10 protein-coding genes are annotated in these 13,319 nt (G+C 53.0%); 1 reads left to right on the plus strand and 9 read right to left on the minus strand.

Annotated elements, in window-relative coordinates:
* Positions 1-489: 489 nt before the first annotated feature.
* The 4 genes from ACT3T6_RS15305 to ACT3T6_RS15320 all read right to left on the minus strand — a co-directional run bounded on the left by ACT3T6_RS15305 (position 490) and on the right by ACT3T6_RS15320 (position 5,828).
* Positions 490-2,295 carry an acyl-CoA dehydrogenase C-terminal domain-containing protein gene (locus ACT3T6_RS15305; RefSeq protein WP_193054907.1) on the minus strand — a complete coding sequence of 602 codons (1,806 nt, stop codon included), beginning with the start codon at positions 2,293-2,295 and terminating at the stop codon, positions 490-492.
* Positions 2,296-2,526: 231 nt separating this feature from the next.
* On the minus strand, positions 2,527-3,294 hold the full coding sequence (locus ACT3T6_RS15310; protein ID WP_193054906.1) for an SDR family NAD(P)-dependent oxidoreductase: 768 nt from the start codon (positions 3,292-3,294) through the stop codon (positions 2,527-2,529).
* Positions 3,295-3,314: 20 nt separating this feature from the next.
* Positions 3,315-4,979 (minus strand): AMP-binding protein, encoded by a 1,665-nt coding sequence (locus tag ACT3T6_RS15315; RefSeq protein WP_193054905.1) that lies wholly within the window; start codon positions 4,977-4,979, stop codon positions 3,315-3,317.
* A gap of 276 nt (positions 4,980-5,255) precedes the next feature.
* Positions 5,256-5,828, minus strand: coding sequence for a TetR/AcrR family transcriptional regulator (locus ACT3T6_RS15320; RefSeq protein ID WP_193054904.1), 573 nt, complete (start codon positions 5,826-5,828; stop codon positions 5,256-5,258).
* 117 nt (positions 5,829-5,945) lie between these two features.
* Here ACT3T6_RS15320 and ACT3T6_RS15325 point away from each other — a divergent pair, with 117 nt between their 5' ends.
* Positions 5,946-7,133, plus strand: a complete 1,188-nt coding sequence (locus tag ACT3T6_RS15325; protein WP_193054903.1) for an acetyl-CoA C-acyltransferase — start codon at positions 5,946-5,948, stop codon at positions 7,131-7,133.
* 75 nt (positions 7,134-7,208) lie between these two features.
* Here ACT3T6_RS15325 and pstB read toward each other — a convergent pair whose 3' ends face one another.
* The 5 genes from pstB to ACT3T6_RS15350 form a co-directional block, all read right to left on the minus strand.
* On the minus strand, positions 7,209-8,012 hold the full coding sequence (gene pstB, locus ACT3T6_RS15330) for a phosphate ABC transporter ATP-binding protein PstB (RefSeq protein ID WP_172117307.1): 804 nt from the start codon (positions 8,010-8,012) through the stop codon (positions 7,209-7,211).
* A gap of 36 nt (positions 8,013-8,048) precedes the next feature.
* Entirely contained in the window at positions 8,049-9,407 is a 1,359-nt protein-coding gene (pstA, locus tag ACT3T6_RS15335) for a phosphate ABC transporter permease PstA (RefSeq protein ID WP_193054902.1), read from the minus strand.
* Positions 9,408-9,413: 6 nt separating this feature from the next.
* A complete protein-coding gene (pstC, locus tag ACT3T6_RS15340) occupies positions 9,414-10,793 on the minus strand; it encodes a phosphate ABC transporter permease subunit PstC (protein ID WP_172117051.1) in 1,380 nt (459 codons plus the stop codon).
* A 107-nt stretch (positions 10,794-10,900) separates the two neighbouring features.
* Positions 10,901-11,911: a substrate-binding domain-containing protein gene (locus ACT3T6_RS15345; protein ID WP_172117052.1), complete on the minus strand. Its 1,011-nt coding sequence runs from the start codon at positions 11,909-11,911 to the stop codon at positions 10,901-10,903.
* Positions 11,912-12,090: 179 nt separating this feature from the next.
* Positions 12,091-13,278 carry a multidrug effflux MFS transporter gene (locus tag ACT3T6_RS15350; protein WP_172117053.1) on the minus strand — a complete coding sequence of 396 codons (1,188 nt, stop codon included), beginning with the start codon at positions 13,276-13,278 and terminating at the stop codon, positions 12,091-12,093.
* Positions 13,279-13,319: the final 41 nt, after the last annotated feature.

Below are 13,319 nucleotides of genomic sequence, written 5' to 3' on the forward strand. Positions count from 1 at the left end.
GAAAATTCTTCTTGTGCGCTTGCCTTGATATTTGGTGACTTGTCACCCTCATCGGCAAACGCCCACATGAATTACCTGATCAAATTGTTAAAGAGCTGTTTCACTTGAGGCTACCAACACTCGACTCGATGACCGGAGCCGCTTGCATCAGCGAGGAAGGCGTATTCTACGCATTTCCTGATGTTTGTCAACCGCTGTTTTCAGCGGGTGAAGCAAGCGACTTAAACCTCGCTAACCTCCTGACAAACCGAAGGTTTTCACCTTCTTCACCGCTGGTAACGCTGGGCGTCCCCGGCAGCGGATGCGTACTTTACGGATTCGCCGGGCGTTTGGCAAGCACTATCTTTACAAAGATCCAGCGCCCTATAAAAAAGCGGCAGGTCTGCTTGATGGATATGCTCCATAACAAGAGACTGCCGCAAACCACCGAACACAGTACTGATAAAAACGTTTGGCGAATAGCCAAAGCGTGCCTGCACACACTACATGTTAGATCTCAAAGCCCAGACCAAAATCTTCGCTGGAGATAGCCATTAAGCTGCCAGCACCGGCCTGGATCATCTGCGCATGCGCTTTCGTACGCGGCAGTAGCCGCTGATAGTAGAATCGCGCAGTATTAAGCTTGGCGGCATAAAACGCCTTATCATCACCTTCAAGCGCAACAGATGCTTGTTTAGCCGCTCGCGCAAACAGATAAGCAAGCGCGACATAGCCGGAATACATCAGGTAGTCGACACTTGCCGCCCCAACTTCCTCACGATCCTGCATCGCTTTCATGCCAACCCCCATCGTCAGCTCACCCCACTCTGCGTTGAGCTTAGACAGCGGCGTAACAAACTCTTTAAGCGCAGGGTTATCAGCCTCGGCTTTACAGAATTTATGAATCTCTTTGGTAAAGACCTTGAGCGACTCCCCTTGGCTCATCAGCACTTTTCGCCCCAGCAGGTCGAGCGCCTGAATGCCGGTAGTACCTTCATAGAGCCGCGTAATACGTGCATCACGCACTAACTGCTCCATTCCCCACTCTTTAATAAAGCCGTGACCACCAAAAATTTGTACGCCTTCATTAGTACTCTCAAAACCAACTTCCGTTAAAAACGCTTTAACGATCGGCGTAAGCAATCCCAGCAAGGTTTCAGCACGCTCTTTTTCTTCACCAGGCTGACCAAGCTCAACGGTGTCCAGCAACTGGGCGGCGTAAAGCACCAGCATGCGCCCACCTTCGGCAAACGCTTTTTGCGTTAGCAGCATCCGGCGCACATCCGGATGAACAATAATCGGGTCGGCAGGTTTTTCGGGCGCCTGCTTGCCTGACAAACCACGCATCTGTAGGCGGTCACGGGCGTAACTCAACGAATTTTGAAAACTGGCTTCAATGAGGCCAAGCCCTTGGATACCCACGCCAAGGCGCGCAGCATTCATCATGGTAAACATGCACGCCAGGCCTTTATTAGGCGGCCCAACCAGATAACCAGTGGCACCATCAAAGTTCATAACGCACGTCGCGTTACCATGAATGCCCATTTTATGTTCCAGGGAGCCGCAGGTTACCCCATTGCGCTCACCGGGATTGCCATCCGCATCAGGTAAAAACTTAGGCACGACAAAGAGTGAAATACCTTTTGACCCTTCTGGCGCATCAGGCAGTTTGGCGAGCACCAGATGGACAATATTTTCGGCCAGATCATGCTCACCAGCGGAGATAAATATCTTGGTGCCGGTAATGGTATAAGCCTCCCCAGCGGCTGGCACGGCGCGAGTCTTGATTAACCCAAGATCGGTACCACAGTGAGGCTCTGTTAAGCACATGGTGCCCGTCCAAACGCCTTCCACCAGCTTGGTAAGATACGTCGCTTTCTGCTCGTCGGTGCCATGATGGCGCAGCGCGTCAGCGGCACCATGAGAAAGCCCTGGATACATACCCCAGGCTAAATTGGTCGCGCAGATCATTTCCGAAAGCACCATAGCAAGCGAAGGCGGCAACCCTTGCCCACCGTGCTCGGGATCAGCCGCCAGACTTGGCCAGCCGCCTTCTACGTACTGCTGGTACGCCTCCTTGAAGCCTTGAGGCGCTTTCACCTCACCGCCCTCTAGCACACAACCCTCTTCATCGCCGCTTTGATTAATTGGCAGGAGAACATCACGAGAAAAGCGCGCGCCCTCTTCCAGAATGGCGGCCACTACGTCGGGTGAAGCGTCATCACCTTCTGGCAATGCAGCGTAGTGAGCAGGGTAATCAAGCATTTCGTCCATGACGAAACGCATATCACGCAGAGGGGCCTGATAACTTGGCATAGCACTTCTCCTAAACGGGGAGTTGAAAGCAGCGCTGGATTTCAAAAAAACAGCTTTCAAACACATGTTTGAAAGCTAGCGCGCACCGCAAAGCGAGTCAAGCGAGCGTTTGAATTAAAGCCACATTAACGCTAGTCCTTTGGTCGAAGCATTGAGAATTGATCGGCTAAACGCAAAAAAACTCGCCAGCCGAATTGCTGGCGAGTTGATGTCTAAGCAACGGATGCGCTTTCACTGCATCCGAATACCACCGTCCAACCGAATCACCTCACCATTAAGCATGGAATTAACAATAATATGCTCGGCTAGCTGGGCAAACTCCTCTGCCCTGCCTAACCGCTTGGGAAAAGGAACAGAGGCGGCAAGCGCTTGGGCGGCTTCATCAGGTATGTCGCCCATCATCGGCGTTTCAAACACGCCCGGCGCAATCGCCATGACACGAATAGCATGCCGAGAAAGCTCTCTAGCGGCAGGCAAACTCATCCCCACTACGCCTGCTTTAGAGGCGCTGTAAGCGCACTGCCCCACTTGGCCATCGAAGGCGGCTATAGATGCCGTGTTAATAATCACGCCACGCTCGCCATCCTGATTGGGCGTGTTTTTTGCCATGGCCGCCGCTGCCAAGCGCATGACGTTGAAGGTGCCTACCAGATTGATATGGATTGTTTTGGCATAGGCATCCAGGTCAGCCGGATTGCCCTCCCGATCCACTAGCTTGGCCACGCTAATCACGCCAGCACAGTGAATAACACCCGCGAGCCCTTTTTCTTCGCTCAATTTGGCAGCGACCTCGAACGCCTGCTGCATCTGTTCTGAAGAGGTAATATCGGCCATACAGGCTTTTGCGCGCTCTCCTAGTTGGGCAGCATGACAGCGAATACTGTCTTTTACATCACACAGCACCACCTTGGCGCCAGCGGCCACTAACCGCTCAGCCGTTGCTGCGCCCAACCCAGACGCCGCCCCGGTAATTAAAAACGTGCTCTCCTTTACCTGCATAATGGCTCTCCCTGGATTGATTAATTGTTATGGCCGGCTTGTTCAACCGCTTGCGCACGTAGCTTGAAGCGTTGGATCTTGCCGCTAGGCGTTTTAGGCAACTCCTCGACGAATTCAATGACCCGAGGGAACGCATGGGCAGATAGACGTTCACGCACCTGCTGGCGAATCGCCTCAGCCAGCTCATTGCTTGGCTCGTACCCTTCGCGAAGCACAATATAGGACTTGATCACCTCGCCGCGAATTTCATCAGGCTGCCCGACCGCCGCAGATTCCGCCACGGCAGGATGCATCATGACACTATTCTCCACATCGGTAGGTCCTACCCGGTAGCCAGCGGTGGTAATGATGTCATCATCACGGCCTGCAAACTGGAACGAACCATCCTCATTACAGATCACTACATCGCCGGTCAGATAATAGCCTTTCACAAAGGGGTTTTTCTCTTGGCACGTATACCCTTGGAAAAAATGCGCCGGTGAATGTTCAATATCCACGGCCAGTACGCCCGGCTCTCCCGCTGGCAACTCATTATACTCTGCATCCAGAATGGCCAGCCGATAGCCCGGCAAAGGTACGCCCATGCCACCTACATGCTTGGGGTGATCAAGGGTGTGATGATTGTTGCAGGTCATGCCCGTTTCGGTTTGCCCGTAGTGGTCCATCACTGAACAGCCAAGCGATTTTTCGACCCAGTTGACCACTTCAGTATTTAACGGCTCGCCTGCCGAGCTCGCAGCGCGCAGCGATAACGTTTGATAGGCATCATCGAACAACCCTGACGCCTTCATTAAACGATAGGCCGTGGGGGCTGCCGCAAAATTGGTGATCCGGTGACGTTTCATAAAGTCAAGCGCCCCTTCGGCACTAAACCCGGCTTCGCAGAAATGCGTGGTCACACCTAACAGCAGCGGTCCGGTAATGGCGTAGTAAAGGCCATACGCCCACCCAGGGTCCGCCATATTCCAGAAGCAGTCATCATCACGCAGGTCAACGGCAAGTTCCATATACAGCGCAAAGGCGGTCATTGCCGAAAGCGGCACGGCCACACCCTTGGGCTTGCCCACGGTACCCGAGGTGAACATTTGCAAAAAAGGCTGGGCAGGATCAAGACGAGGCGGCTGGGTCGTCATCGACGCATGCGCCAAGGCAGCCTGCCAATCCAGATCATTTGGATGTTCGCGGCTCGCCCCTCCCACCGTCAGTATTGACGGGCACTGACTCAAGCCGTCAAATTTATCGCGGTTGGCGTGATCGGTGATCACCAGCTTGGTATCTGCCCGGCCTAAACGGTAATCCACTGCATCAGGCCCAAAGGCTGTAAATAGCGGCTGATACACACCACCTATCCGCCAGGTAGCCAGCACAGCTATCAGTAATGCCTCTGACCGAGGCAGCATACAGGCAATGCGGTCTCCCTCTTTTAGGCCTTGCGCCACCAACCAACCCGCCAGTTTGCCACTCTGTTCGTCCAGCTCGGCATACGTCAGGGTGTGTGTTACCCCTTGGGTATCCTCATGAATCAGCGCCAGCACTTCTCCGCGCCCCGCTCGCACATGGCGTCCGCAGCACGCTTCAAAAGCATTGAGCTGGCCGTCCTGATGATCATCCAGACGGGCAACCATCTGGTCGATTGAGAAATGCTCAAGATAACCCGAATAATCGGGGAGTGGTGTCGCTGTCATGATGGCTCTCTTATGTTGTTGGTAATGAGCAGTCTTGCAACAGGCGGGGTAACGTTTTAAGTCATGCGCGTATTTCTTTCGGTTTACGTTAACGTAACCCAATAGATAACCTCAACGCTAAAAGCAATCCGCAGGAAGCGCAAGCTATCTACCGCGTTAAAGGGTTATACGTTGGTCGAGGAAATACACAGACGAGTCGCTGGCAGCAAGTGCCTATTTACTCCTGCTAGAAAAAAGCATTGAGGGCATCTGGCTGGTTGCTTAAAAAAATAGCGCTTAGCGCGCCATGATCATCGCCACCAACTCATCCGCAAGGTCATCTGGCGTACGTGGGCCACCGGGGTCATACCAGCGCACGGTCCAGTTCAAAGCGCCCAATATAAATCGCGAAACCAGAAAGCGATCCCCACGGATAAGCTTCGCTTCCAGTGCATCGTCTATAACCTGCACCCACAAGGCCTCATACGCATCGCGCAAATGGCTTAAGTGTGCGCTAGCGGCAGGGTCCAGGCGCCGCCATTCAAACAGGGCCACCACATGAGCATTGCGGTCGGTAAACAGCGTTTCCAGATGAGCACGTGCCATCGCGCGCAGCCGCTCTTCAGGGTCAGACGAGCAGCGTTCAATCGATTGACGAGCAATCATTAGCGCATTCTGCACTCCTTCCTCGATTACCGCAGCAAGGATTTCCTGTTTATCCTTGAAGTGATGAAACAGGCTGCCGGACTTGATCCCCATTTCCTGCGCCAGCATACGTACAGTGGTACGATCAAAGCCCTCCTGGACAAAGAGCTGAGCCGCTAAACGCGTCAATTCCTTGCGGCGCACAGATGCATTTATTACATTCATTTCACTCACACTAGCGCTTGCTTGGTTATCCACGAGAAAACCACAGCCCCGCCAACGGGTCAACGCATCGCTTATCGCCCAGCAGAATAATCACAATAAATCCTAAGGAGTTAGCTAATGAATACTGCAACCGATATCGTATTTCTATCCGCTGCACGCACCCCCATGGGAGGCATGATGGGCAGCTTATCGAGCATGAGCGCCCCTGAACTGGGCGCGGTTGCTATTCGTGCAGCGGTTCAACGCGCGGGCATTGAGCCCGATGCCATTGATGAAGGCATTATGGGCTGCGTGCTTCCGGGGGGTGTCAAACAAGGCCCTGCTCGCCAAGCCATGCGTCAGGCCGGCATACCCGATGCGTGCGGCGCAATGACGATTAACAAGCTATGTGGTTCGGGCATGAAGGCCGCCATGCTCGCCCACGACGTAATTAAAGCGGGTAGCGGGCAAATTCTACTGGCGGGGGGTATGGAGTCCATGTCCAACGCCCCCTACGTGCTGACCAAAGCCCGCGGCGGTTATCGGTTAGGCCACGGCGAGCTCAAAGACCACATGTTTCTGGATGGTCTTGAGGATGCTGAAACGGGCACATTAATGGGCGTTTTCGCTCAGGATATCGCTTCACGGCGAGGCTACACGCGGGAGCGTTTGGATGATTTTGCCATTGCCTCGCTCGAGCGCGCTATCGCTGCTTCCAACGGTGGGCAACTGGATGCTGAAATGGCGCCCGTCACCGTATCTACGCGCCAAGGCGACACGCTTATTGAACATGATGAACAACCGTTTCAAGCCAAACTCGACAAAATTCGCCACATGCGACCAGCCTTTTCTAAAGACGGCACCATCACTGCAGCAAACGCCAGCTCTATCTCCGATGGCGCTTCAGCGCTTATTGTGGCAAGCGCAGAAGCAGCCGAACGCCACGGCGTGAAGCCATTAGCCAGAATGCTGGGGCATGCAACCCACGCTCGCCACCCCAGCGAGTTTACGATTGCCCCGGTAGGCGCCATAGAAAGCCTGATGAAAAAGCTTGGCTGGAGCGTCGGCGACGTCGATTTATTTGAGATTAACGAAGCCTTTGCCGTGGTGACGCTAATGGCAATGGACGATCTTGGCTTACCTCACAGCAAGGTCAATATTTTTGGTGGCGCCTGCGCCCAAGGGCATCCTGTTGGCTCTACCGGTTCACGCATCATTGCCACGCTTATTCATGCCCTACGTACTCAAGGCGGCAAACGTGGCATTGCCAGCCTGTGTATTGGTGGCGGCGAGGCCACAGCGGTTGCTGTTGAGCTTATCGACTGACATAAACGACGCGGGGCCAACGCTTTGCAGCGTTAGCCCCGCGCTTTCCTATCACTCACGCCAGGAAGTTGTTGCTTATCCAAACCGTCCGGTAATGTAGTCGTGAGTACGCTGATCCTGAGGGTTAGTGAATATCTGATCAGTGCTATCCACTTCGACCAGGTCGCCCATATGGAAGAACGCAGTGCGGTCTGCCACTCGAGCGGCCTGCTGCATATTGTGAGTCACCATAACGATGGTATAGCTCTCACTTAACTCATCAATCAGCTGCTCCACTTTGGCCGTGGCAATCGGGTCAAGTGCAGAGCACGGCTCATCCATCAAAATGACATCCGGACTTACCGCGACCGTCCGTGCAATACACAAACGCTGCTGCTGACCACCTGACAACCCGGTACCTGGCTGATCAAGACGGTCTTTTACCTCTTCCCAAAGCCCTGCGCGGCGCAGGCTGCTTTCTACAATATCGTCAAGCTCGGCCTTACGCCGAGCCAAGCCGTGCAAGCGCGGCCCATATGCAATATTTTCGTAGATGGATTTCGGGAAGGGGTTCGGCTTTTGGAACACAATCCCCACCTGAGCGCGCAGCAATACTACATCGCGGTTAGCCGCATAAATATCGTTTTGATCTAATGTAATCTTGCCTTCAACACGACAAATATCGATGGTGTCGTTCATGCGGTTTAAGCAGCGTAAAAATGTCGATTTACCGCAACCGGAAGGCCCAATAAAGGCCAGCACTTCGTTTTCGTAGATATCCAGGTCAATACCGTTAATTGCCTGAGAGTCACCGTAAAACACCTTAACGGCTTCGGCACTCATTTTGACCTTGTCTTTCGCCTTGCTGGTGCGGCTTTCACCGCCCCCGACGCTAACCATGGGAGTTGTTGTCATCGGCTCTGTTGAAGTATTCACTTACCACCTCGTCTCGAATTTTTTACGCAACCAAATCGCCAATGCATTCAAGCTTAACATTAGTCCCAGCAATACAATGATGGCCGCAGACGTGCGTGCTTCGAAGAAATTACGCAGCTCATTGCCTTGCCATAGATAAATCTGTACTGGCAGCGCGGTTGATTGATCCAACGGTGTTGCTGGCACACTCGCGACAAACGCGTTCATACCGATCAGAAGCAAGGGCGCTGTTTCCCCCAATGCTTGAGCAACACCCAAAATAGAGCCTGTCAAAATACCGGGAAGCGCCAAGGGCAATACGTGGTGAAATACCGTCTGCACTCGCGATGCCCCGATCCCCAACGCCGCTTGACGAATAGAGGGCGGAATGGAGCGTAACGATGCCCGCGTAGCGATAATAATGGTCGGTAACGTCATCAACGTAAGCACCAGCCCCCCTACCAGCGGCGCTGAAATAGGCAGTCTTAAATAGCCAATAAAGATAGATGCGCCCAGCAAACCAAACACAATGGAAGGAACCGCTGCCAGGTTATTGATATTGATTTCAATTAGATCGGTTAAGCGATTCTTGGGCGCAAACTCTTCCAGATAAATAGCGCTTGATACCCCTAACGGCACAGACAGCGCGATGACGATGATCATCATAAACAGCGAACCCATAAAGGCACCGGCCAGGCCCGCTGATGCCAAAGAGCTGCGTGAGTCAGTATTTAAAAATAACGAGGTACTAAACGCGTTACGAATGACGCCAGACGCTTCAAGCTGGTCAGCCCAGGCGCGCGTTTGAGCACTTAGCTGTTGGCGTGCATCCGGCAAATCACGATCAATATTGCCTTTGATCCAGACATCCACGTTCGCACTCGCCAGCATCTTGAGTTCGACGGTTTGCCCCAACAGCGAAGGATCTTCAATAAACCGATCACGCAACGCGTAGCGCTCGCCAGAGGTGACAAGCGCACGCAGATCACGTAACTGCGGCCCCTCTACCTCTACCCCCAACGCCTCTTCCAGTGCGTTATCAATTAAGGATTGCCAATTGGCCAGCCCTGCTTGTGTTTCCCACTGTAAAAAACGCTCTTCAAACTCAAACTGGCTCTCGCCACTAGCGCGTTCAGGCTTAGGCTCAAGCTGGATAATCTCGGGGTCGAAATACACATCCATGTACATGGTGGCCTGCCAAAATGCCGGCACACCACGCATTAGTATGCTGATAAACAGGATGGCGACCAGCACCATACCGGTAATAACAGCGACAAGTCCCATCCGCCGAAAGCTGTTTTCTTTACGATGCCGTTTCGCCAGCGACTTTTCTATCGTCATCAGCCGGTGTTGCCGGCGCTGCTCAATCGTTATGGACATAGTCACTTACTCGTATTGCTGGCGATATTTACGCACGACAACCAGTGCGATGACGTTTAGGCCTAAGGTGATCACAAACAGGGTAAGACCGAGGGCAAACGCAACCAGTGACTGGGGGCTTGCAAAATCCATATCCCCGGTCAATTGGTTAACAATCGTTACGGTAATAGTCGATACCGCCTCGAAAGGGTTGGCATGCAGTACAGGGTTATTACCAGCGGCCAATACCACAATCATGGTTTCCCCAATCGCGCGGCTAGCTGCCAGCAAAAAAGCACCCACAATGCCGGGAAGCGCGGCGGGCAATACCACCTGTCGAATCGTTTCAGACTTGGTGGCGCCCAAACCTAATGCACCATCCCTCAACGACTTAGGCACTTGGGTAATAATGTCGTCAGACAGCGAAGAGACAAAAGGAATGATCATGATCCCCATGACCAGGCCCGCTGTTATCGCGCTGGTTGTGCGAATATTAATGCCAATCAGATCACCAAAAGCGGAGAGAAAGGGGCCCACAACCATCAGCGCGAAAAAGCCATAAACAATGGTCGGGATACCCGCCAAAATCTCAATCACCGGCTTGGCCACATTGCGCAACCAGGGCGGCGCGTACTCTGCCATGTAGATTGCGGTCATTAACCCAACAGGAATCGCTACCAACAGTGCAATGCCACTGACCATTATGGTGCCCCAGAGGAGGGGTAATAAACCAAACTCCCCTTGGTCAGAGGTACCAGAGGTGCTAAATCGAGGGTTCCAGGTAGTGCCAAAGAAGAAGTCGACGGGACTAATAAAACTAAAGAACTTCATTGCCTCGCCCAGCATGGAGAGCACAATGCCAATCGTTGTAAATATAGCGACAGCCGAGCTTGCGGCTAGCGCAAACATAATAACCCGTTCAACCTGGTTACGGGCGCGCCACTGGGGCGTGATACGCCGCCGTGCAATGACCAGGCCCGCCACAGATAGCACGGCGACTAATGCCACCAGGCTAAAATTTTCAAACGTCTGAAGCCTTGCCATATGTGCCGCAGCGGCCCACTCTTCAGGACTACCACCACCCGCTACGCCACGTTCGTTTGCCAAGGCAGTTACACGATCCAGAAACGTTTGCATTTCACGGTCGCTCATACTGGCAACCATGTCAGTAGGCAACTGCTGAATAACCAGCATATCGATTAACTGAGGGGCTAAAAATGACCATAACAAAAATATAGCGAGTGCAGGCAAGCCGCACCAAAGCGCCACAAGCGTACCGTAATAGCCCGGCCGCGAATGCATTCGTACATCTTGAGTTGCCGCAACCGCACGGCTGCGCGTCAAGCCTAAATGGTATGCCAAGGCCATCAACACCAACAGCGTGGCTATCAAGGCAAAGTTGCTCATTATCTTTCCGCCTTTGACTTGCTACGTTTAAGCGCCAGCATCAACTGCATGATGCTGGCGCAAAAACAAACTTAATAAGGTACACCGAATCTGAAGCAGTGCCGCACTTAGTCGACGCTTACGACCGTACGGGATTCGAACTGCTCAAGCACTTGGCTACGCTCGCTCTCATCCATCGGGATCAGACCAGCGTCTTCCAGCGGGCTGCCATAGCCAGAGGTCATTTCGTTCAGGAAGAACTCCGTGTATTCCGCCAGGCCAGGAATCACGTCAATGTGCTCGCCTTTCACGTAGAAGAACAGCGGACGAGAAACCGGATACTCACCAGAGCCAATCGTTTCCAGGCTAGGTGTTACACCATCAACGGTCGCCACTTGCAAGCGGTCACGGTTTTGATCGTAGAAGCTAAGACCGAAGACACCTACTGCATCTTCCTGAGCATCCAGGCGTGCTAGGGTTTCGGTGTAATCGCCGGCAATTTCAACGATACGGCCATCGCCACGCAGGTTGATGCAAGCATCGCCTTCTACTTCAGCAACAGTGTCACAACCCGGGTGAACGACTTTCTCTTCAAAGACTTCACGTGTACCGTGGTTGGAAGCCGGGATAACCAGTACGATTTCCTGGTCAGGCAGGTTGCTGTCGATTTCAGACCAGCGGGTGTAGGGGTTATCAACCAATTCGCCGTTTTGCGGCAGTTGAGCAGCAGCTGCTTTGAAAACATGCTCAGGCGTTAGTGCAAACTCGCCACGATCAAGGCGCGAGGCAAATACAATGCCGTCGTAGCCGAATTGGATTTCAATAATTTCGTTAACACCGTTTTCGGCACAGCTCTCAACCTCACCGCTCCGAATTGAGCGAGAAGCGTTAGCGATATCGATGGTGTTTTCACCAACGCCCTGGCAGAACTGACGAAGGCCGCCACTTGAACCACCAGAACCAACTACCGGCGTATTAAACTGAGAATACGTATTGCCAAACTCTTCAGCCACGATACCTGCAAACGGCAGTACAGTAGAAGAGCCCGCAATTTGGATTGTGTCGCGAGCCATGGCAGCGCTTGAAACACCTACCGCTAGACCGGCTACTACTGCAACACTTAGCGTATGCTTTTTCACGTCGTGTTCCCCTCTGGTTTGATATCCGGCCAGCTGATGCTTACCGGAAGAGTTGGCCTTCTGGCCTTTCACAAAAGAGAGTTTGCACACGTATCATTGCAGAAATATGACAATCTCTAAATCGTTAAATACGCAAAACGTCGTATAGCAAAGGAGAACACTACGACAGGGTAAAACGACTAGCGACTCTGTTCTGAATTGGCGGTTAGCATCCGCACACCAATATTTCCAAGTAATGACGCCCCCAGCATGGTCAATACCATGGGCCACAGGTGGGCGACTTCAAACGCCCCGACCAACACCCCGGCAAGCGCGCCACAGCTAAACTGGATGCCACCCAGCAACGCCGTTGCGGTCGCACTGATATGCCCAAAGTGATCCAGCAGTGACGAGATGGCATTCGGAGTGATCAAGCCAATCATGCCAGTAAATACCATCACCAGAGGCACAACGGTATATAGAGTGACCATATCCAGCGCTGTAACGATCACCAAGCCCAAGCCCGCGATCATCTGGATCATTAACCCCAAGCGCAGGTTTTGTTGGGGTGTGCGTTGACGCAGCATATAAATATTAACGCGGTTGGAGAGCGCAATAACAACGACGTTAACCCCGAAAATCAGCGGATACATCCCCGGAGAGAGACCAAAATAATCAAGATAGACAAAGGGCGATGCTGTTACAAAGGCGAAAAGACCGGCAAAAGAGGCGGCCACTGCACAGATATACCCCATGCCTTCTTTATGCCGCAGCACGCTTACATAATTGCCGAGCACCTGACGAGGCGACGCTGCAGGCAGTGTCATATCACGGGTTTCGGGTAACCGCGTCCCCAGCAGCCAAAGCAAAAAACCGGCATATGCCGCAAGAAAAACAAAAATCAGCCACCAGCCTGCCACATGCAGCAGCATACTCCCCACCGCCGGTGCCACCAGGGGAGCCAACATCATGATCATGGCCATGGTCGACATCACTTTGGCAGCCTCTCGGCCGCTAAAGCAGTCGCGTACAATGGCGGCAGAGTTAACCACGCAGGCTCCGCCACCCAGCGCCTGGATAAATCGCCAAAACAAAAGCGAGTTGAGGCTATCAGCCGTGGTAATCATCAGGCTTGCCAGCATAAATACGACTAAACCACCCATGAGTACCGGCTTGCGTCCTATCCGGTCAGATAGCGGTCCAAAGACAAGTTGACCAATGGCAAAACCAAACAGGAACACACTAATCGAAAGCTCCGCGTGATGAATGCTGGCATTAACAGATTCCGCTAACACACCAATCGCAGGCAAATAGGCGTCAATCGCAAAAGGGGCAAGCGCTGTGTTGGCAGCAACCAACAAAGCAACCCGTCGTGGGTTAAGTTCCATAGGACTCCCTGAATTAATTAGCCACCATCAAGCACGGCAGC

It is taken from the genome of Halomonas sp. 72, assembly GCF_052379785.1.
GTDB lineage: Bacteria > Pseudomonadota > Gammaproteobacteria > Pseudomonadales > Halomonadaceae > Vreelandella > Vreelandella citrativorans.

What these genes read in the sequence shown, in the direction of transcription:
- pstC (WP_172117051.1), bottom strand. Translation starts at nt 10,793, where the DNA reads ATGAGCAACTTTGCCTTGATAGCCACGCTGTTGGTGTTGATGGCCTTG.
- ACT3T6_RS15350 (WP_172117053.1), bottom strand. Translation starts at nt 13,278, where the DNA reads ATGGAACTTAACCCACGACGGGTTGCTTTGTTGGTTGCTGCCAACACA.
- ACT3T6_RS15325 (WP_193054903.1), top strand. Translation starts at nt 5,946, where the DNA reads ATGAATACTGCAACCGATATCGTATTTCTATCCGCTGCACGCACCCCC.
- ACT3T6_RS15320 (WP_193054904.1), bottom strand. Translation starts at nt 5,828, where the DNA reads ATGAATGTAATAAATGCATCTGTGCGCCGCAAGGAATTGACGCGTTTA.
- ACT3T6_RS15310 (WP_193054906.1), bottom strand. Translation starts at nt 3,294, where the DNA reads ATGCAGGTAAAGGAGAGCACGTTTTTAATTACCGGGGCGGCGTCTGGG.
- ACT3T6_RS15305 (WP_193054907.1), bottom strand. Translation starts at nt 2,295, where the DNA reads ATGCCAAGTTATCAGGCCCCTCTGCGTGATATGCGTTTCGTCATGGAC.
- pstB (WP_172117307.1), bottom strand. Translation starts at nt 8,012, where the DNA reads ATGGTTAGCGTCGGGGGCGGTGAAAGCCGCACCAGCAAGGCGAAAGAC.
- pstA (WP_193054902.1), bottom strand. Translation starts at nt 9,407, where the DNA reads ATGTCCATAACGATTGAGCAGCGCCGGCAACACCGGCTGATGACGATA.
- ACT3T6_RS15315 (WP_193054905.1), bottom strand. Translation starts at nt 4,979, where the DNA reads ATGACAGCGACACCACTCCCCGATTATTCGGGTTATCTTGAGCATTTC.